19 protein-coding genes are annotated in these 20,290 nt (G+C 66.0%); 6 read left to right on the top strand and 13 right to left on the bottom strand.

From position 1 onward, the window contains the following. Positions 1-24: 24 nt before the first annotated feature. The 12 genes from CHB88_RS16090 to CHB88_RS16035 form a co-directional block, all read right to left on the bottom strand. Positions 25-705 carry an urease accessory protein UreF gene (locus CHB88_RS16090; protein ID WP_089400367.1) on the bottom strand — a complete coding sequence of 227 codons (681 nt, stop codon included), beginning with the start codon at positions 703-705 and terminating at the stop codon, positions 25-27. Positions 706-709: 4 nt separating this feature from the next. Next, positions 710-1,228, bottom strand: coding sequence for an urease accessory protein UreE (gene ureE, locus CHB88_RS16085; protein WP_089400366.1), 519 nt, complete (start codon positions 1,226-1,228; stop codon positions 710-712). Positions 1,229-1,250: 22 nt separating this feature from the next. Continuing rightward, entirely contained in the window at positions 1,251-2,951 is a 1,701-nt protein-coding gene (gene ureC / locus CHB88_RS16080; RefSeq protein WP_089400365.1) for an urease subunit alpha, read from the bottom strand. Further along, entirely contained in the window at positions 2,948-3,256 is a 309-nt protein-coding gene (locus tag CHB88_RS16075; RefSeq protein WP_089400364.1) for an urease subunit beta, read from the bottom strand. Before CHB88_RS16075 ends, ureC begins: the two co-directional genes overlap by 4 nt. Positions 3,257-3,723: 467 nt before the next feature. After that, complete coding sequence (locus CHB88_RS16070; RefSeq protein WP_089400363.1) at positions 3,724-4,026, bottom strand: urease subunit gamma; 303 nt, start codon at positions 4,024-4,026, stop codon at positions 3,724-3,726. Between the two features lie 28 nt (positions 4,027-4,054). Continuing rightward, positions 4,055-4,927 carry an urease accessory protein UreD gene (locus CHB88_RS16065; protein ID WP_089400362.1) on the bottom strand — a complete coding sequence of 291 codons (873 nt, stop codon included), beginning with the start codon at positions 4,925-4,927 and terminating at the stop codon, positions 4,055-4,057. Between the two features lie 35 nt (positions 4,928-4,962). Then, on the bottom strand, positions 4,963-5,658 hold the full coding sequence (gene urtE, locus CHB88_RS16060; protein WP_089400361.1) for an urea ABC transporter ATP-binding subunit UrtE: 696 nt from the start codon (positions 5,656-5,658) through the stop codon (positions 4,963-4,965). Between the two features lie 62 nt (positions 5,659-5,720). After that, positions 5,721-6,566 carry an urea ABC transporter ATP-binding protein UrtD gene (gene urtD / locus CHB88_RS16055; RefSeq protein ID WP_089400360.1) on the bottom strand — a complete coding sequence of 282 codons (846 nt, stop codon included), beginning with the start codon at positions 6,564-6,566 and terminating at the stop codon, positions 5,721-5,723. After that, on the bottom strand, positions 6,563-7,645 hold the full coding sequence (urtC, locus tag CHB88_RS16050) for an urea ABC transporter permease subunit UrtC (protein ID WP_089400359.1): 1,083 nt from the start codon (positions 7,643-7,645) through the stop codon (positions 6,563-6,565). The genes urtD and urtC overlap by 4 nt, the downstream gene beginning before the upstream one ends. Continuing rightward, positions 7,642-9,249, bottom strand: a complete 1,608-nt coding sequence (urtB, locus tag CHB88_RS16045; protein WP_089400358.1) for an urea ABC transporter permease subunit UrtB — start codon at positions 9,247-9,249, stop codon at positions 7,642-7,644. Before urtB ends, urtC begins: the two co-directional genes overlap by 4 nt. 328 nt (positions 9,250-9,577) lie before the next feature. After that, entirely contained in the window at positions 9,578-10,831 is a 1,254-nt protein-coding gene (gene urtA / locus CHB88_RS16040) for an urea ABC transporter substrate-binding protein (protein ID WP_089400357.1), read from the bottom strand. 236 nt (positions 10,832-11,067) lie between these two features. After that, positions 11,068-11,745 (bottom strand): methyl-accepting chemotaxis protein, encoded by a 678-nt coding sequence (locus tag CHB88_RS16035; protein WP_089400356.1) that lies wholly within the window; start codon positions 11,743-11,745, stop codon positions 11,068-11,070. Between the two features lie 165 nt (positions 11,746-11,910). Between CHB88_RS16035 and CHB88_RS16030 the strand changes: the two genes are divergently transcribed. From CHB88_RS16030 to CHB88_RS16010, 5 genes are all read left to right on the top strand, one after another. Further along, positions 11,911-12,666, top strand: coding sequence for a FadR/GntR family transcriptional regulator (locus CHB88_RS16030; protein ID WP_089400355.1), 756 nt, complete (start codon positions 11,911-11,913; stop codon positions 12,664-12,666). A gap of 98 nt (positions 12,667-12,764) precedes the next feature. Then, entirely contained in the window at positions 12,765-13,682 is a 918-nt protein-coding gene (kdgD, locus tag CHB88_RS16025; protein WP_089400354.1) for a 5-dehydro-4-deoxyglucarate dehydratase, read from the top strand. Positions 13,683-13,797: 115 nt separating this feature from the next. Continuing rightward, the gene (gene garD, locus CHB88_RS16020; RefSeq protein ID WP_089400353.1) at positions 13,798-15,372 is read left to right on the top strand and encodes a galactarate dehydratase; all 1,575 of its coding nucleotides are present in this window, start codon (positions 13,798-13,800) and stop codon (positions 15,370-15,372) included. Between the two features lie 280 nt (positions 15,373-15,652). Continuing rightward, a complete protein-coding gene (locus CHB88_RS16015) occupies positions 15,653-16,636 on the top strand; it encodes a Bug family tripartite tricarboxylate transporter substrate binding protein (RefSeq protein WP_089400352.1) in 984 nt (327 codons plus the stop codon). Between the two features lie 105 nt (positions 16,637-16,741). Next, positions 16,742-17,830 carry a malate/lactate/ureidoglycolate dehydrogenase gene (locus CHB88_RS16010; RefSeq protein ID WP_089400351.1) on the top strand — a complete coding sequence of 363 codons (1,089 nt, stop codon included), beginning with the start codon at positions 16,742-16,744 and terminating at the stop codon, positions 17,828-17,830. On the opposite strand, the gene CHB88_RS16005 is transcribed toward CHB88_RS16010, so the two are convergent. Further along, complete coding sequence (locus CHB88_RS16005) at positions 17,827-19,518, bottom strand: methyl-accepting chemotaxis protein (RefSeq protein WP_089400350.1); 1,692 nt, start codon at positions 19,516-19,518, stop codon at positions 17,827-17,829. The genes CHB88_RS16010 and CHB88_RS16005 overlap by 4 nt on opposite strands. Before the next feature lie 436 nt (positions 19,519-19,954). Between CHB88_RS16005 and CHB88_RS16000 the strand changes: the two genes are divergently transcribed. Next, positions 19,955-20,290, top strand: a 336-nt coding sequence (locus CHB88_RS16000) for a contractile injection system protein, VgrG/Pvc8 family (protein ID WP_281255027.1), incomplete at its 3' end; no start/stop codon positions are given.

Here is a 20,290-nt window from a genome sequence, read left to right as displayed (position 1 = left end):
GGGTTGCGTTTCAAGTAAAAAGGTTCAGGAACGGTAGAGACGGCTGTACTGGGTTTCGTGGCGCATCGACAGCAGCGACAGGGCGGGCGCCCAGTTCGACAGCCCGTGGTCTTGCAGCTGCCGCGCAACGGCGGCCGCCTGTTCGATCTGCGGCCGCAGCGAAAGCAGCAGGCGCTGGCCGGCGACCTGGCCGAGCGGCACCGACTTCACGCAGGCCAGCACCTGGTTCTCCGCCCAGGCAAAGAGCGTCGCCAGCAGCGCTTCCTCATGCGGCATGTCCAGCGCCGCCACGGCGAAGGCCATGGCGGTGGGCAGCGGCACTTCGGACACGGCTTGCAGGATGGCGCGCAGCGGTTCGTCGGCCACGCCGAGGTCCAGCACCAGGCGGCTGAGCGAGTAGCCCATCTGCACCGTCTCGGCGCGGAACTCGGCGGTGTCGCGGGCGGCGATGAAGTGTTCTGTCCAGAACCGGACCGCTTCCGCGTCGCGCGCGGCGAAGGCCTGCATCAGCCGCCAGCAGACCGGCGCCTCGAAGCGCGCCACCACCTGCATCAAATGGGCGGCGATCCAGACGCCGGCGCCGGCCTCGTCTTTCACGAGGCCGCTTTCCAGCGCCGCCTCCAGTCCTTGCGAGTAGCTGTAGGCGCCGATCGGCAGCGACGGGCTGGCGAACTGCAGCAGGTGCAGCAGGGACGCGGCGTGCATGGTCTTAGGCCTGGCCTGGCCGGTGGATGCGCTGGCGCACCGGCACCGGCGCCAGCGGATGGCCGTGCTCGGCGCCATGGTGATGATGGCCGCCGCCGTAGGCGCCGCTTTCCGGCTCGAACGGCGCTTCGTCGGCGGTGACGATCGCACCCAGGCCTTCCAGCATGTCCTTCAGCACCGGGTCCTGGCGGATGAGGAGACAACCGTTTTCGCGGTCTTCCACGATCTGCACCTGGGTATGGCGGTTGCCGAGATGGTAGGCGCAGCGCAGTAGGCCGTGCGGCGTGGCGCAGGAGACGCGGTACACCGCTTCCGGCGCGGCAACGACGCGCACCACGCGGCCATCGTCGCCGCGCAGCAGGCTGCCGTCGCGCAGCACCGCGCCGCGGGCGATGAAGACGGCAACCTCCTCGCCGCTGGCAAGCTGCGCCCGCAGCCGGCTTTTCACCCGCAGGTCGAAGGGAAGGATGAGCTCGCCGTCGATGCGGTCGGCGTGCTCGATGCGGTTGTTCAAGGTAAGCATGTCGGATGAATGATAGGGAAACTCAGAACAGGAAATAGCGCTGCGCCAGCGGCAGGCTCTTGGCCGGCTCGCAGGTCAGCAGGCGGCCGTCGGCGCGCACCGCATAGGTTTCGGGATCGACTTCCATCACCGGCGTGGCGCCATTGTGGATCATGTCCTTCTTGCGCAGCTGCCGCGTGTCCTTCACCGCGATCAGCGGCTTGTTCAGCTTCAGCATGTCGCCCACGCCGGCCGCCAGCGCCGCCTGCGAGACGAAGGTGAAGGAAGTCTTGAGCGCGCCGCCGTAGGCGCCGAACATCATGCGGTAGTGCACCGGCTGCGGCGTCGGAATGGAGGCGTTCGGGTCACCCATGGGCGCGGCCGCGATCATGCCGCTCTTCAGGATCATCGCCGGCTTGGCGCCGAAGAAGGCCGGCTTCCACAGCACGATGTCGGCGATCTTGCCTTCCTCCAGCGAGCCGACCACATGGGCGATGCCATGGGTCAGCGCCGGGTTGATGGTGTACTTGGCGATGTAGCGCTTGACGCGGAAGTTGTCGTTGCGCGCGCTGTCTTCTTCGAGCGCGCCGCGCTGCTGCTTCATCTTGTGGGCGGTCTGCCAGGTGCGCATGATCACTTCGCCCACCCGGCCCATGGCCTGGGAGTCGGACGACATCATGCTGATGGCGCCGATGTCGTGCAGGATGTCCTCGGCGGCGATGGTCTCGCGCCGGATGCGCGACTCGGCGAAGGCGATGTCCTCGGCGATGGCGGCGTCGAGGTGGTGGCACACCATCAGCATGTCGAGATGCTCGTCCAGCGTGTTGACGGTGTAGGGCCGGGTCGGGTTGGTCGAGGACGGCAGCACGTTGGCGTTGCCGACGGCGGCGATGATGTCCGGCGCATGGCCGCCGCCGGCGCCTTCGGTATGGAAGGTGTGGATGGTGCGGTCCTTGAAGGCGGCCAGGGTGTGCTCCAGAAAGCCGGCTTCGTTCAGCGTGTCGGTATGGATCGCCACCTGCACGTCGAAGCGGTCGGCCACCGACAGGCAGTTGTCGATCGCCGCCGGCGTGGAGCCCCAGTCCTCGTGCAGCTTCAGGCCGATGACGCCGGCGCGGATCTGCTCCTCGATCGGCAGCGGCAGGCTGACGTTGCCCTTGCCGAGGAAGCCGAGGTTCATCGGGAAGGCGTCGGCCGCCGAGAGCATCGCATGGATGTGCCAGGGGCCGGGCGTGCAGGTGGTGGCGGCGGTGCCCACCGCCGGGCCGGTACCGCCGCCGAGCATGGTGGTCACGCCCGACATCAGCGCTTCCTCGATCTGCTGCGGGCAGATGAAGTGGATGTGGCTGTCGATGCCGCCGGCGGTGACGATCATGCCTTCGCCGGCGATGATCTCGGTGGCGGCGCCGATGGCCAGCGTCACGCCCGGCTGGATGTCGGGATTGCCGGCCTTGCCGATGCCGGCGATGCGGCCGGCCTTGATGCCGATGTCGGCCTTGACGATGCCCCAGTGGTCGAGGATGACCGCATTGGTGATGACGGTATCCATCACCTCCGCGTGCGGGCGCTGCGACTGGCCCATGCCGTCGCGGATCACCTTGCCGCCGCCGAACTTCACTTCCTCGCCGTAGAGGGTGTAGTCATGCTCGACCTCGATCATCAGGTCGGTGTCGGCGAGGCGGATGCGGTCGCCGGTGGTGGGACCGAACATTTCTGCGTAGGCCTGGCGGGAAATGCGGCTCATGACAGTTTCCCCATGACCTGGGCGTTGAAGCCGTACACCGTGCGCTCGCCGGCCAGCGCCACCAGTTCGACGGTGCGCTCCTGGCCCGGCTCAAAGCGCACCGCGGTGCCGGCGGCGATGTTGAGCCGCATGCCGTAGGCGGCCTGGCGCTCGAAGCGCAGCGCCGGATTGACTTCGAAGAAGTGGAAATGGGAGCCGACCTGGATCGGCCGGTCGCCGCTGTTGGCGACGGTGAGGGTGGCGGTGGCGCGGCCGGCATTGAGCTCGATGTCGCCGTCCTCGATCAGCATTTCTCCGGGGATCATGTTTCCTCCTGGTGGGGTGACGCTACAGTTTGCGTGAGTTGTTTCCAGAGCCTTGTTTCCAGAGCCAGAATTGTGGTCTTCGAAGCAAAGACATTATTTGCGACGTGGTGCTGGGTGCGATAGCCGGGGTTCGCAGGGCATGTACCGGATCTGCAAGCGTGGGCGCGTAGTGATCGCGCAGCAATGAAAACACTTCCCCTTTCAAGGGGAGGTGGGGAGGGGGATGGGTTTCTTCTGCATTCAGAGGATGTTCTTTAAGCGCGGCGGAGACCCATCCCCACCCTAGCCCTCCCCTTGAAAGGGAGGGAACTTTCTTTAGGCTTTGACCACGCCCGTCGGATTCGCCGGCGCACCGCTCGTGACGCGAAACCCCAGCGATAAAAACCAATGATTCGCACTAGCCATGTCAAGAGCAACAGCCGATGTCCCCAAGGCATGACCCTGTTCCGAATTCCAAACTCAATCCACTAAGGAATCGGGTGGTGCACGGTCACCAGCTTGGTGCCATCCGGGAAGGTGGCTTCGACCTGGATGTCGGGAATCATTTCCGGCACGCCCTCCATCACGTCGTCGCGGGTCAACACCTTCGTCCCTTCCGACATGAGTTCGGCCACCGACTTGCCGTCGCGCGCGCCTTCCATGACGGCGGCAGTGATCAGGGCGACGGCTTCCGGATAGTTGAGCTTCAGGCCGCGCGCGCGGCGGCGCTCGGCCAGCAGGGCGGCGGTGAAGATCAGCAGCTTGTCCTTCTCCCGTGGCGTCAGTTCCATGGTTGTCCTTTCGTTCTTTCTGTGTGTTCTATGTGTTCCAGATGCGCGGCACCACCGCCTCGCGCCCGAGCAGGGCGGGGCGCAGCACTCGCCACGCCTGCAGCATCACGCGGCGCGCCACCTCGCTCGACTGGCCGAGGTGGCGCACCACCAGTACGGTTTTCATCTGCGTCGCGCCGAACAGGTCGGCTTCCGGCGCAAGCGCGGCGCACGACTCCCGCACCTGGGCCAGCACCGACGGCGGCAGCGCCGGGCCGACGGCGATCAGGGTGGCGCATACCGTCCTGCCGGCCAGCATCAGCGGGCTGCCCAGCAGGGCGGCATCGAGCGCGCCCTGTTCCAGCCAGAGCAACCTGCCGTCGCGGGTGATGCGGGTGCGCTGGGCGATGCGGCCGCTGTCGAAGCGCTCGCCGGAAGCGGTGCGGCCGAAGCAGAGAATTTCGCAGCCGAGATAGCGGGCGTCGCCGTGCAGCGCGATGGTGGTCTCCAGCGCCACTTCGGCCTGGTCGAAGAAGATGGTTTCCTGCGGCAGCCATTCGAGTGCCGCCCCGGCGGCGATGTCGATCGTCACCGTCTGCGCCGATTGCCGGCCGTTGGCCTTGTACCACTTGGCCGCGCCGGGCGTGGCGATCAGGGCGTGCGCCATCGGCTGCAGGCGGATGTCGAGCGCCAGCTGGTCGCCTCCGACCACGCCGCCCGGCGGATGCACCACGATTGCATGGCAGGGCGCTGCGCCTTCCGGATAGAGCGGCTTCTGCACCCGCAGGGGGCCGCTGTGGCTGCGCTCGACCAGGCGGGTGGTGCCGCCATCGTCGGCGAAGCCGAGCGCCAGCTGCGCCCGCCAGCTCGGGGCGGCGGGCGCGTCGGACACCGGATCGGACAGGTGGATGAAACGCTTCATGCAGTGGCGGAACGCTTTGTCTTTTGCAAAGGTTCCTATACTGCCAGATGACGGCGAACCCGGTCGCCGTCCATGTCCTCGCGCGCGCCGCTGGCCACCACTTCGCCGCGCGACAGCACCAGAAAGCGGTCGGCCAGTTCGCGGGCGAAATCGAAATACTGCTCGCACAGCAGGATGGCGATGTCGCCGCGCTCGCGCAGCATGCGGATGACGCGGCCGATGTCCTTGATGATGGAAGGCTGGATGCCTTCGGTGGGTTCGTCCAGGATGATGAGCTGCGGATCCGACAGCAGGGCGCGGGCGATGGCCAGCTGCTGCTGCTGGCCGCCGGAGAGGTCGCCGCCGCGCCGCTGGCGCATTTCCTTCAGCACCGGGAACAGCTGGAACACGTCGTCGCGCAGGATGGCCTTGGCGCGCGGCTTGACCGCCATGCCCATCATCAGGTTTTCCTCCACCGTCAGGCGGGCGAATATTTCACGTCCTTGGGGCACGTAGGCGATGCCGAGGGCGGCGCGCTCGTGGGGCGTGAGCCGGGTGATGTCGCGACCGTTGAATGCCACCTTGCCGCCGGCGGCCGGCAGCACGCCCATCAGGCATTTCAGCAGCGTGGTCTTGCCGACGCCGTTGCGGCCGAGCAGGGCCAGGCATTCGCCTTTCGCGAGCGTGAGGTCGATGCCGCGCAGGGTGTGGGAGGAGCCGTAGTACTGGTTGAGTCGGGTGACCTGGAGCATGGTTAGTTGGGCATGAGGATGGTTGTTCGATCGGACGGGGCGGCGCTTTTCAAATGGCCGCCTTACCGCCCCAGGTAGACTTCGATCACCCGCTCGTCGGCCTGCACCTGCTTCATGCTGCCTTCCGCCAGCACCGAGCCTTCATGCAGCACCGTGACCTTGCCGTCGCGGGCGATCTCCTCGACGAAGCCCATGTCGTGCTCCACCACCATGATGGAATGCTTGCCGCGCAGCTCGTTGAGCAGTTCGGCGGTGCGGGCGGTTTCCGCGTCGGACATGCCGGCCACCGGCTCGTCGAGCAGCAGCAGCTTCGGTTCCTGCATCAGCAGCATGCCGATCTCCAGCCATTGCTTCTGGCCGTGCGACAGCAGGCCGGCCAGGCGCTTTTCCTCGCCGGCGAGGCGGATCAGGCGCAGCGTGGCATCGATGCGGTCCTTCTGTTCGGAGCCGAGGCGGAAGAACAGGGTGGGCGCGACGCGCTTGTTCATCTTCATCGCCAGTTCCAGGTTCTCGAACACGGTGTGCTGCTCGAAGACCGTCGGCCGCTGGAACTTGCGGCCGATGCCGGCGTGGGCGATCTCGTGCTCGGCCATGCGCGTCAGGTCCATGCTCTGGCCGAAGAAGACCTTGCCGGCGGTTGGACGGGTCTTGCCGGTGATGATGTCCATCATGGTGGTCTTGCCGGCGCCGTTGGGGCCGATGATGCATCGCAGCTCGCCCACCGAGATGTCGAGGTTGAGGCGGTTGATGGCCTTGAAGCCGTCGAAGGAGACGGTGACGTCCTCCAGGTACAGGATGGCGCCGTGGCTGGTGTCGACCTCGTCGCGCTTCACATGGCCGTAGGACACGCCATAATCGGCCGGGCCATGCTCGACGTCGAGCGCCTTGAGCTTGGAAAGATCGCTCATGCATTCCTCCTTGCCAGCGGCAGGCGCTTGGCGAGGCCGACCAGGCCCTGCGGCATGAACAGGGTGACTACGATGAAGATCAGGCCCAGCGCATATAGCCACAGGTCGGGGAAGGCGGCGGTGAACCAGCTCTTCAGGCCGTTGACGGAGAATGCGCCGAGGATGGGGCCGAGCAGGGTGCCGCGGCCGCCGACCGCGGCCCAGATCACCATCTCGATCGAATTCCCGGGCGACATCTCGGACGGGTTGATGATGCCCACCTGCGGCACGTAGAGCGCGCCGGCGATGCCGCACAGCACTGCCGACAGCGTCCACACGAACAGCTTGAAGGGCAGCGGGTTGTAGCCGATGAACATGAGGCGCGATTCCGAGTCGCGTACCGCCTGCAGCACCCGGCCCAGCTTGGAGGTGGTGATCCAGCGGCACAGCAGCAGGGCGCCGAGCAGGGCGGCGAGGGTGACGAGGTAGAGCACCGCCTTGGTGGCGGGCGCGGTGAGGGTGAAGCCGAGGATGCGCTTGAAGTCGGTGAAGCCGTTGTTGCCGCCGAAGCCGGTATTGTTCCGGAAGAACAGCAGCATGAAGGCGAAGGTCATGGCCTGGGTGATGATGGAGAAGTACACCCCCTTGATGCGCGAGCGGAAGGCGAAGTAGCCGAACGCGAAGGCCAGCAGGCCGGGCGCCAGCACCACCAGGGCCATGGCCCACCAGAAGTGATCGGTCAGCGACCAGTACCAGGGATAGGCTTTCCAGTCGAGGAAGACCATGAAGTCGGGCAGGTCGCTCTGGTAGACGCCGTCGCGGCCGATGGCGCGCATCAGGTACATGCCGTGGGCGTAGCCGCCGAGAGCGAAGAACACGCCGTGGCCGAGCGAGAGGATGCCGGTATAGCCCCACACCAGGTCGAGCGCCAGCGCCGCCATGGCGTAGCACATGAACTTGCCGACCAGGGCCACGCTGTAGGACGACACGTGCAGCGCATGGCCGGCGGGGAAGGCGAGGTTGAACAGCGGCAGCAGGGCCAGCACGGCGGCGCAGGCCAGGATGGCGATCCAGGCGGGACGGGAAAACAGCGAATTCATTCGACGCTCCTGCCCTTGAGGGCGAACAGGCCCTGCGGGCGCTTCTGGATGAACATGATGATGAAGACGAGGATGGCGATCTTGGCCAGCACCGCGCCGGCCACCGGTTCGAGGAACTTGTTGACTTCGCCCAGGCCGAAGGCGGCGATCACGGTGCCGGCCAGCTGGCCGACGCCGCCCAGCACCACCACCATGAAGGAATCGACGATGTAGCCCTGGCCGAGGTCCGGCCCGACATTGCCGAGCTGCGACAGCGCCACGCCGCCGAGCCCGGCGATGCCGGAGCCGAGGCCGAAGGTCATCATGTCGATGCGCCCGGTGGGCACGCCGACGCAGTCGGCCATGCGCCGGTTCTGCGTCACGGCGCGCACGAACAGGCCGAGCCGGGTCTTGTTCAGGATCATCCACACGGCGCCCACCACCAGCAGGGCGAAGATGATGATGGCGATGCGGTTGTAGGACAGCACCAGGGTGCCGAGCACGGTGACGCCACCCGACATCCAGGACGGGTTGGCGACTTCCACGTTCTGCGCGCCGAACACCGAGCGCACCAGCTGCATCAGCATCAGGCTGATGCCCCAGGTGCAGAGCAGGGTTTCCAGCGGCCGGCCGTACAGCCAGCGGATCACCGTGCGTTCCAGCAGGATGCCGATGGCGCCGGCGACGAGAAAGGCGGCGGGCAGCGCCGCCAGCAGATACCAGTCGAAGGCGCCGGGCAGGTAATGGCGGAACAGCGACTGGCAGACATAGGTGGTGTAGGCGCCGATCATCAGCAGCTCGCCATGCGCCATGTTGATGATGCCCATCAGGCCGAAGGTGATGGCCAGCCCCAGCGCCGCCAGCAGCAGCACGCTGCCGAGCGACACGCCGTAGAACAGGTTGCCGGCGAATTCGGTGCGGCCGATGCGGCTGGCGATGGCGCGCAGGGTGAGGTCGGCGGCGGCGCGCACCGAGGCGTCCGGCTCGGCGTAGCTGCCGTCGGGCTGCTTTTCCAGCATCGCCTGCAGCACCGGGATCAGGCTGGCGTTGGTGCTGCCGGCCAGCGCCTTGACGGCATCGCGGCGCACCGCCGCATCTTCGGATTGCAGGCTGGCGGTGGCGGCGGCAAGCTGCAGGATGTCCTTGATCCCGGGATCGCTTTCCTTGGCCAGGGCCTTGTTGATGGTCTCGAGCTGGCCCGGGCCCGCGCTCTTCTGCAGGTCGAGCGCGGCGGCGAGGCGCTCCTCGCGCTTGTCGGAGAACAGGCGCAGGCCGGACAGCGCCGCATCGATGGCGCCGCGCAGGCGGTTGTTGATGGTGATGCCGTCGATGCCGTCCGGCGGCGCCAGCGTCTGGTCGGTGGCCGGATCGAAGGCCTTGCCGTCTTCCACCACATAGACCTTGCCTTCTGGAGTGGCGTAGAGGTTGTCGCTCCTGAGGGCATTGAGCACCCGCACCGCATCCGGCGTCGCGAGCGCGCCGATCTTGCCGACCGCTTCGATGCGGGCATCGGCATCGTCGCCGGCCAGGGGCTGCAGCAGGGCGGCGTTGATGGCTGCGTGGGCGACCAGGGGGGCGAGGCTCAGGCAGGTGGTGAGGAGGAGGTGGCGGAGGAGGCAGGGCATGGGATTTGAGACTGGGAGTAGAACCGGTTGATGTTGTTGAACCAGTGAGAAGGCGGTGGTGTGCGTAGCGAAGCCGGGTGACGAGCTGGTACTCATGCAAGTACAGCTCAAGTTGATCAACCCACTACTCGGTTCCCTCCCCTTCAAGGGGAGGAAGTCACCTTGGCTGCGCGACCTCACTCAGGAGTGCGCTTGCAAGCGTATTCGAGGGTGGGGATGGGGTTCCTTCGCACTTAAAGAACATCCTTTACTCTCAGTGGAAACCCACCCCCTCCCTAACCCTCCCCCTGAAGGGGAGGGGACATCCTTCATGGTTCGCCAGCGCGACTCACATATTCTGCTTGCCCTCATTGCCCGGAATGAACGGGCTCCACGGCTGGGCGCGGATCGGGCCCTTGGTCTTCCACACGACGCTGAACTGGCCGTCCGGTTTGATCTCGCCGATCATCACCGGCTTGTGCAGGTGGTGGTTGGTCTTGTCCATGGTCAGCTCATAGCCCGACGGCGCCTTGAAGGTCTGTCCGCCCATGGCGGCGATCACCTTGTCGGTATCGGTCGACTTGGCCTTCTCCACCGCCTGCTTCCACATGTGGATGCCGACATAGGTGGCTTCCATCGGGTCGTTGGTGACCACGGTGTTCGCGTTCGGCAGCTTCTTCGCCAGCGCGTAAGCCTTCCACTGCTTGATGAAGGCGTCGTTGGCCGGGTTCTTCACCGACTGGAAATAGTTCCAGGCGGCGAGGTGGCCGACCAGGGGCTTGGTGTCGACGCCGCGCAGTTCTTCCTCGCCGACGGAGAAGGCCACCACCGGCACGTCGGTCGCCTTCAGGCCGGCATTGCCGAGTTCCTTGTAGAAGGGCACGTTGGAGTCGCCGTTGATGGTGGAGATGACGGCGGTCTTGCCGCCGGCGGCGAACTTCTTGATGTTGGCGACGATGGTCTGGTAGTCGGCATGGCCGAACGGGGTGTAGACCTCGTCGATGTCGCTATCCTTCACGCCCTTGGACTTGAGGAAGGCGCGCAGGATCTTGTTGGTGGTGCGCGGATAGACGTAGTCGGTGCCGAGCAGCACGAAGCGCTTGGCGCCGCCGCCGTCCTTGGACATCAGGTACTCCACCGCCGGGATCGCCTGCTGGTTCGGCGCCGCGCCGGTGTAGAACACGTTCTTCTCCAGCTCCTCGCCTTCATACTGCACCGGGTAGAACAGCAGGCTGTCGAGCTCCTTGAACACCGGCAGCACCGACTTGCGCGATACCGAGGTCCAGCAGCCGAATACCACCGCCACCTTGTCCTGCGTCACCAGCTGGCGCGCCTTCTCGGCGAACAGCGGCCAGTTGGACGCCGGATCGACTACCACCGGCTCCAGCTTCTTGCCCATCACGCCGCCCTTGGCGTTGATCTCCTCGATGGTCATCAGCGCCACGTCCTTCAGCGATGTCTCGGAGATCGCCATCGTGCCCGACAGCGAATGGAGGATGCCGACCTTGATGGTGTCGGCGGCGAATGCTTGCGGGGTCCAGGAAAACGCGGCAAGCGTCATGGCGCTTGCGAGGGAGAGTTTCAAGGCGTGACGACGGGACATGGTGGCTCCTGCTTGAGTGGTCAATGAATACGATTGCTCGCAGTCATCGTTTAGCAGAATGCATGCCACTTGATCTATCGAAGAAAACGCCTCCTTTTCGAGCGTTGCATCATTATTGATTGCCTGCCTTGCACTGTTGTTGTGCCCCCATGAATATGGGAAGCAAGCTTGGCGCGGTCATGGTGCGTGCGATGCTGCGCATGCGAGGAGGCTCATGATGCGTGGCAAGACCGCCGTCACACCGCCGCGTTGAGCGCGGCCTGCACCAGGCTGTCGATCTCGGTGGTGATGTCCGACAGCACGCTCGCGACGACGGAAAATTCCTTGCCGCTGTTTCCGGCCCGCGCCGCCACGATCTGGGCGTTGAAGGACACCATGCGCGCCTGCTTGGCGATGGCTTCGATGTCCGTCATGATGCCGTGCAGCTGCCGCTTCAGCTGCTGCGCGTGCCGGCGCGACAGCTCCTCGTAGACCTGGGTGATGCGGTTGAGCGTGGCAAGCAGGGGCGTGGCCTGGGCGATCAGTTCCTGCAGCAGCGTTGGCGCCTGCCGCATATTGCCTTCGATCGCGTCCAGCGCGCGTCCCGCCAGACTGATGAAATCCCGGATCTGCTCGTCGCCGCGCGAGCGGCCGAAGTAGGCGTCTTCGAGTTCGTGGCAAAAGATGCCGGGCGAGATGTCGCTGCCCTTCACCAGCGCGGTGTGCGCATCGGTGAACAAGGCGAGCGTTTCCCGCGCCGTTGCCAGCGCATTGTCGTGCGCCTGGCTGGCCAGCACCGCATACAGCACCAGGCGCTGCGAGGTGAAGCGGCGGCGGCCGGAGAGGTTGATCAGCATGCCGAAGGTTTCGCCGGAGAGCGTCGCCGCCGGTTTTGCCGAGGGCGCGGCGTGGCGCGGGGTTTGGGAGATGAGCATCGGAAATCCATCAGTGCGGTCAAAAAGGTTGCATTGTGGAAAGCATGGTCCATGCCAGCATGCAATGTGTCTTGCATGCCAGTGGTGAATGCCCTGCGAGCCTGGCTGCGGTGCCGCAGGCAATGTCTTGTGGTACGATGTCTTAACTCTTTACCCGTCCATGCCATGTCCGTACTGGAAAAACCCACCGAAGCTGCACGTCCGCGCCGTCGCGCGCAGAGCCTCGCCCAGGAAGTCGCCACCGCGCTGACGGAAAAGATCCGGGCCGGGCTGCTCGAGCCGGGCAGCAAGCTGCCGACGGAGTCGCAGATCATGCTGGAGCAGGGCGTCAGCCGCACCGTGGTGCGGGAGGCGATTTCCAGCCTGCAGGCGGCCGGCCTGGTCGAGACCCGGCACGGCGTGGGCACTTTCGTGCTGCAGCCGAAGGCCAGGCGCGGCGGCTTGTTCGATCCGGCCACCATCAGCACCATGCGCGACCTGCTGGCCCTGCTGGAATTTCGGATCAGCCTGGAGACGGAGAGCGCCGGCCTGGCCGCCCAGCGCCGCAGCGAGGAAGAGCTCGCCGCCATCCGCACTGCGCTGCGGGAGTTCGAGGCGTGCCTGGCGCGCGGCGAGGACAGCGTTGCCGCCGACTTCCGCTTCCACCAGGCGATCGCCGAAGCCACCGGTAACCGTTATTTCATCGACATGATCAATCACCTCGGCAATGCGGTCATCCCGCGCAAGCGCCTGAATCTGTCCGAACTGGTGGAGGATTCCGCCCATCATTATCTGGACCGGGTGCAGCGGGAACATGAGGATATCTGCGATGCCATCGCCCGCGGCGACGGCGAGGGCGCCCGTGCGGCGATGCGCAACCATCTGAACAACAGTCGCAGCCGGCTGCTGAAGGCGCAGCAGGCGGCGCAGGCGCAAAGCTGATATGCAGTTCGACGCTAGCCTTTTTTCATTTTAAGTTGTACGATGACTGATAACTACTCGATTCGATTTTAATAAACCCTAACCTTGCGAGCCATCACATGCGCTTCACGCCCCAAGAACTCAAGACCATCCTGTCCTCCGGCCTGCTGTCCTTCCCGCTCACCGACTTTGACGAGCAGGGCGACTTCCGCCGCAGCACCTACATCGAGCGCCTGGAATGGCTCGCTCCCTACGGCGCTTCCGCACTCTTCGCCGCCGGCGGCACCGGCGAGTTCTTCTCCCTGACCCCGCAGGAGTATCCCGAGATCATCCGCACCGCCGTCGAGACCTGCCGCGGCAAGGTGCCCATCATCGCCGGCGCCGGCGGCCCCACCCGCGCCGCCATCGCCTACGCCCAGGAAGCCGAGCGCCTCGGCGCCCATGGCATCCTGCTGCTGCCCCACTACCTCACTGAAGCCAGCCAGGACGGACTGGAAGCCCATGTCGAAGCGGTGTGCCGCTCGGTCGACTTCGGCGTCATCATCTACAACCGCGGCATCAGCCGTTTCTCGGTGGATACGCTCGAGCGCCTGGCCGCCAAGTGCCCGAACCTGATCGGCTACAAGGACGGCGTGGGCGAGATCGAGCACATGGTCGCGGTGCGCCGCCGCCTCGGCGACCGCTTCACCTACCTCGGCGGCCTGCCGACCGCTGAAGTCTATGCCGCTGCCTACAAGGCCATGGGCGTGCCGGTGTACTCCTCTGCCGTGTTCAACTTCATCCCGAAGACCGCCGTCGAGTTCTACAACGCCATTGCCGCCGAGGACCATGCCACGGTGAACCGCCTCATCGACGATTTCTTCCTGCCGTACCTCGACATTCGCAACCGCAAGGCCGGTTATGCGGTCTCGATCATCAAGGCCGGCGCCCGCCTGGCCGGCCACGATGCCGGCCCGGTGCGCGCGCCGCTGATCGATTGCACGCCGCAGGACCATGAAGACCTGGCCGAGCTGATGCGCCGCCTCGGACCGCAGTAAAGAAGTAAAGAGAAGTAAATAGGTAAAGAGGCAGGAAAGCGGTAGGCAACTTCTGAACCGCCTTCCTGCATCGACGTCTGATTTCATCCCTCAACGCCACCACGCAAGCAGACCCATGGACACCCTCGCTTCTCCTGAGGTACGGCAAGCCGATGCGCCGCGCCGCATCAGCATGCATCCCAACGACAACGTGGCCATCGTCGCCAACGACGGCGGCCTGCCGGCCGGCGCCGTCTTCGACGACGGCCTGACCCTGCTCGAGCGGGTGCCGCAGGGCCACAAGGTGGCGCTGGTCGACATCCCGCAAGGCCAGCCCATCCTGCGCTACAACGTCGCCATCGGCACGGCGGTGAAGGACATCGCCCGCGGCAGCTGGGTCGAGGAATCGCTGGTGGCCATGCCGCCGGCGCGCGGACTCGACAATCTGCCCATCGCCACCAAGCGCGCCGAGCCGCTGCCGCCGCTCGAAGGCTATACCTTCGAGGGCTATCGCAATGCCGACGGCAGCGTCGGCACGCGCAACCTCCTGGCCATCAGCACCACCGTGCAATGCGTGGCCGGCGTGGTGGATTTCGCGGTGAAACGCATCAAGCAGGAGCTGCTGCCGAAGTACCCGAACGTGGACGACGTGGTGGCCATCGAGCACATCTACGGCTGCGGCGTGGCGATCGAAGCGCCGGGCGCCGAGATCCCGATCCGCACCCTGCGCAACATCGCCCGCAACCCCAACTTCGGCGGGCGCGCCATGATGGTCAGCCTGGGCTGCGAGAAGCTGCAGCCGGCGCGGCTGTTCCCCAAGGGCGGCATCCCGATCCAGAGCCTGAACGAGCCGGACCTGGTATGCCTGCAGGACGAGCAGCATGTCGGCTTCGACAGCATGATCGACTCGATCATGCGCACCGCCGAGCAGCACCTGGTCGAGCTGAACAAGCGGCAGCGCGAAACCTGCCCGGCTTCCGACCTGGTGGTCGGCGTGCAGTGCGGCGGCAGCGATGCCTTCTCCGGCGTCACCGCCAACCCGGCGGTGGGCTATGCGTCGGATCTGCTGGTGCGCGCCGGCGCCACGGTCATGTTCTCGGAAGTCACCGAAGTGCGCGACGGCATCGACCAGCTCACCGCCCGGGCGGTGGACGAAGACGTGGCGCAGGCGATGATCCGGGAGATGGCGTGGTACGACGAGTACTTGAAGCGCGGCGGGGTGGACCGCAGCGCCAACACCTCGCCGGGCAACAAGAAGGGCGGGCTGTCGAACATCGTGGAAAAGGCGATGGGCTCGATCATCAAGTCCGGCACCAGCCCGATTTCGGGCGTGGTGCGTCCGGGCGAGAAGGCGCTGAAGAAGGGTTTGCTGTATGCGGCCACGCCGGCGTCGGACTTCATCTGCGGCACGCTGCAGCTGGCCGCCGGCATGAACCTGCATGTGTTCACCACCGGCCGCGGCACGCCGTATGGCTTGGCGGCGGTGCCGGTGGTGAAGGTGGCCACGCGGGATGATCTGGCGCGGCGCTGGCACGACCTGATGGACATCAACGCCGGCAAGATCGCCAGCGGCGACGCCAGCATCGAGGAAGTGGGGCAGGAGCTGTTCCAGTTCCTGCTGGATGTGGCCAGCGGGCGGAAGAAGACCTGGGCCGAGCACTGGAAGCTGCATAATTCGCTGGCGTTGTTCAATCCGGCGCCGGTGACTTGAGCAATCTGCGAGTGATTGCAAACGACTTATGAATTTCAAAGATAAAGAGCAACGCCCCTTAAACCTATAAAGGAAGTCCCTCCCCCTGAGGGGGAGGGAGCTTACTTAGCTGCGCGAACACCCCACGGCCAGGCTTGCAAGCCTGGCCGGCTTCGCAGGCGCGACGCATGCGTCGCGAATTCCCTGCTACGCCCCACGGCAGCGCTTGAAGCACTGCCGGCTTCGCGAGCACGGAGCAGTGCTCCGCTAATTCCCTGATATGCACCAAAGGAGACACAATATGAAAACCCAACGCCGCACCCTGATCGCCGCCGCCCTCGCCACCCTGGCCCTGGTCGCCATCGCCGCCCCCGCCCATGCCGACGACAAGTGGCCGACCAAGCCCGTCACCTACATCGTGCCGTTCCCGGCCGGCGGCACCACCGACATCCTGGCGCGGCTGATTGCGCAGAAGCTCGGCCCGGCCCTCGGCACCAGCATCATCGTCGAGAACAAGCCCGGCGCCGGCGGCAACATCGGTTCCGACTTCGTGGCCAAGGCACCAGCCGACGGCTACACCATCCTCGGCGGCACCATCAGCTCGCATGCGATCAATGCCAGCCTGTACAAGCTGCCCTACGATCCGCTCAAGTCCTTCGCCCCGATCACGCTGATCGGCACCAACGCCAACGTGCTGGTGGTCGGCGCCAACAGCCCGCTGAAATCGGTGCAGGACATCGTCGCCGCTTCCAAGAGCAAGCCGGGCAGCCTGTCCTTCGCTTCCGCCGGCAACGGCACCTCGCAGCACCTGTCGGCCGAGCTGTTCAAGACCATCAGCGCCATCGACATGGTGCACATCCCGTACAAGGGCAGCGCGCCGGCGATCCAGGACGTGATCGGCGGCCAGGTGCCGCTGATGTTCGACACCACCGTCGTCGCCGCGCCCTTCATCGAGAGCGGCCGGGTGCGGGCGCTGGCGGTGACCTCGCCCAAGCGCGTGGCCAGCCTGCCCAACGTGCCGACCATGGCCGAAGCCGGCGTGCCGGGCTACAGCCTGGTGTCGTGGCAGGCGATGTTCGCGCCGGCCGGCACGCCGCAGCCCATCGTGCAGCGCCTCTACACCGAAGTGGCGAAGATCCTGAAGCAGCCCGAGGTGCTGGAGAAGATGGCCAAGCTCGGCGTCGAGCCGTCCGGCATGGCGCCGCAGCAGTTCGCTGCCTTCCAGGCCGAGGAAATCGCGAAATGGGGCAAGGTGGTGAAGGCCGCCAACGTCAAGCTCGACTAAGGCTCGACCGAGGCTCGACCGAGGCTCGACTGAGGCTCGACGACGCCATGTCAGGACGGACGCCAGGCGGCGTCCGCGTTCATCCACTTCTTCTGCTCCGAGACCATGCACACAACCGCAGCAACCGACATCCGCATCCTCCCGGCGGAACTGAACGCCTTCGTGCGCGACATCTGGCTCGCCGCCGGCAGCGAGGCGCGCGAGGCGGCCCTGGTGGCCGACCATCTGGTCATGTCCAACCTCACCGGCCATGATTCGCATGGCGTCGGCATGATCCCGCGCTATGCCCGGGCATTAGGCGAGGGCGGCCTCGTCCTGAACCGCCATGCGCAGGTAGTGCGCGATGCCGGCGCCGTGCTCACCATCGAGGGCGGCCATGGCTTCGGCCAGGTGATCGCCGCCGAAGCCATGGAGCATGCTATCGCCCGCGCCCGCAAGCTGGGCGTGGCCGCCGTCGGCCTGCGCAATTCCCATCACATCGGACGCATCGGCCACTGGGCGGAGCAATGCGCCGCCGCCGGGCTGGTGTCCTTCCATTTCGTGAATGTGGCCGGCTTCGCCCAGGTGGCGCCGTTCGGCGGCATGGGCGGGCGCTTCGGCACCAACCCGTTCTGCGCCGCCTTTCCGCGCCCGGGCAGGGAGCCGCTGGTGCTCGACTTTGCCACCAGCAGCATCGCCGTCAACAAGACGCGCGTGGCCTATAACCGCGGCGTGCCGGTGCCGGCGGACTGCCTGATGGACCATGAAGGCAATCCCACCACCGATCCGAAGGTGATGCACGAAGCGCCGTTCGGGTCGCTCAAGACCTTCGGCGGCCACAAGGGGTCCGGCATGGCGGTGATGTGCGAAGTGTTCGCCGGCGCGCTCAGCGGCGGCTACACCACGCATGAGACAACGAAGGTGAAGGGCAGCGACATCGTCAACTGCATGCTGTCGGTGGTGATGGACCCGCAGGCCTTCGACGCGCCGGATGCGCAGGCCGAAGCCGAGGCCTTCGTCGCCTGGGTCAGGGAAACCCGGCGCTTGCCGGGCCACTCGGAAATCGAGATGCCGGGCGAACCGGAACGGCGCCACCGCGCAGAGCGCAGCGAGGCTGGCATCCCGATCGATCCCACCACCTGGAACCAGATCCTTGCCGCTGCGCGCGGCTTTGGGGTGGCGGAAGCGCGGATAGCCGGCCTGGCGCTGCGCTAACGCTTTCTTTCCCGGGGCGCATTCAGGAGCGGGCGGTGAGCGCCGCCCGGCGCCGGCTGCAATTGCGGCCTCGGTTGGACGGCCGCAGGGGCCGGCATGCCTGACGCTGCGGAATTGCCGAGCTTGAACACGCTCAGCGCCTGCGCCAGTTCGGCGGCTTGTCCTTCCAGGCTGGCGGCCGCCGCTGCCGCCTGCTCCACCAGCGCGGCATTCTGCTGCGTCGATTCATCCATCTGGGCGATCGCCGAATTCACCTGGCTGATGCCGGCGCTCTGTTCCTGCGAGGCCTGGCTGATCTCGCCGATGATGCCGCTGACCCGGCCGACGGACTCCTCGATCTCGGTCATGGTGCGTCCGGCATCGGCCACCAGCGTCGCGCCGGCGCTCACCTTGTCCACCGAGACGTCGATCAAGCCCTTGATTTCCTTCGCCGCCGCTGCCGACCGCTGGGCCAGGTTGCGGACCTCGGCAGCCACCACCGCGAATCCCCGGCCCTGCTCGCCGGCGCGCGCCGCTTCGACGGCTGCGTTGAGTGCGAGGATGTTTGTCTGGAACGCGATGCCGTCGATCATGCTGATGATGTCCACGATCTTGTGGGCCGAGCTGCTGATGTCGGCCATGGTGTCGGTCACCTTCCTCACCACCTCGCCGCCCTTTTGTGCCACGCCGGAGGCGGAACTCGCCAGCCCGTTGGCGTGCGTCGCGCTTTCGGCATTCTGCTTCACCGCGCTGGCGAACTGTTCCATGCTCGAGGCGGTTTGCTCCAGGCTCGATGCCTGCGCCTCGGTGCGGGAGGATAGATCCAGGTTGCCGCTGGCGATTTCGCTGGTGGCCTGCATGATGCTCTCGACGTTGGCACGCACGTCGCCAATGATGGCGAACAGGTTCACGTTCATCTGCTGCAGCGCCCGCAAGAGCTGGCCCATGTCGCCCGTGCCGTCGGCGTCGAACCGGATGGTGAGATCGCCGCCGGCAATGGCGCGTGCCACCCGGATGGACTCGCGCAACGGGACCACGATCCTCGCATGCAGCCCGATGCCTACCGCCGCCGCCACCACCACGGCAAGCGCCGTGGTGCCGCCCAGCCAGAGGCCGGCCGATGAGGCTGCGGAAGGCAGGGCGGACAAGCCGATGATCGCGCTGACGACCGCCAGCAGGCAAAACAGGCCGATGCCGAAGGCGATCTGCGCGCCGATGCCGATGCCGGTCAAGGCGGCAATGCGTCCGGCAAGACCGGTATGCACCACCTTGCCGTGCTTGAGCGCCACGCCTTGCGCCTTGCCTTCCCGCATGCGCCGGTACAGGCTGTCCGCTTCCTGCACCTGCTCCCGGCTCGGCTTGGTGCGCACCGACATGTAGCCCACCGGCTGGCCGTTCTCGATCACCGGCGTGACGTTGGCCAGCACCCAGTAGTGGTCGCCGTTCTTGCAGCGGTTCTTCACCACGCCGGTCCAGGGCATCCCGGCCTTGATGGTGCCCCACATGTCGGCGAAGGCTTCGCGCGGCATGTCGGGGTGGCGCACGATGTTCTGCGGCGCGCCGATCAGCTCTTCCTCGGCGAAACCGCTGACTTCGATGAAATAGGGATTGACGTACTGGATCTTGCCGTAAAGGTCGGTCTTGGAAACGATGCAGCCGCCATCCTTGAGCGGCCGTTCGGTATGGGTGACGGGCGTATTCATGCGCATGGCGACACTCCTGAGTGGATCGTCGTGGAGAAGGCGGCACCGGCGGACGAGGCGGAGGACCTTGCCCGGAACAGAGCAGGCGCAGCGGTCAGCAATAGGGAATCGGCAACGAAGGCAGTCTACCGAAAGCCGCCGCCAAGAATATGGGAGTATGACTTCAGTCAGGCCGCTCCCCGGCGCTGATCGCCTTTGCCAGGCTGAGGAATTCCGCATCGATGAACAGCCGCGAGCGGATGAGGAAGGGCTTGCCGGTGCCATTGTCGAGCAATACATGCTGCCCATGCCGGCCGCCACGTCGATGGCGAGCTGGGTAGGCTTCCAGTACTCGAACTGCTTAGACGCTGCGGAAGCCAGCGAGTACGCGAATTCATCGCCGCCGCATTGACCCCTTGCTATCATCCCGCATTGCATTTTTTGCAACCCTGCCGGATGAACCATGCCCGACCTCGCCGCGCTGCTCAATGCCTTCCTCCTCACCTTCTCCCAAGACCAGCGCAGCCTGCGCCTGCGCTTCGCCGATGCCAGCGGCCTCGCCGACGATCTCCTCCTGCCGCAGCGCCTCGAAGCCGCCGAAGCCCTGTCCGCCTGCTACCGCTGCGAGCTGCACTGCCTGTCCACCGACGCCTTTCTCGAACTCAAGGACCTCATCGGCCAGCCCGCCGCCATCGCCCTCAAGTTCGCTGACGGCAGCTGGCACGAACTGGCCGGCGTCGTCACCGCTGCCCGCCAGCTCGGCAGCGACGGCGGCTTCGCCTGCTACGGCCTGACCCTG

Source organism: Noviherbaspirillum humi (assembly GCF_900188095.1).
GTDB lineage: Bacteria > Pseudomonadota > Gammaproteobacteria > Burkholderiales > Burkholderiaceae_D > Noviherbaspirillum > Noviherbaspirillum humi.
The sequence above is the reverse complement of the archived record's forward strand: the minus strand, read 5'-3'. Positions and strand labels throughout refer to the sequence as shown.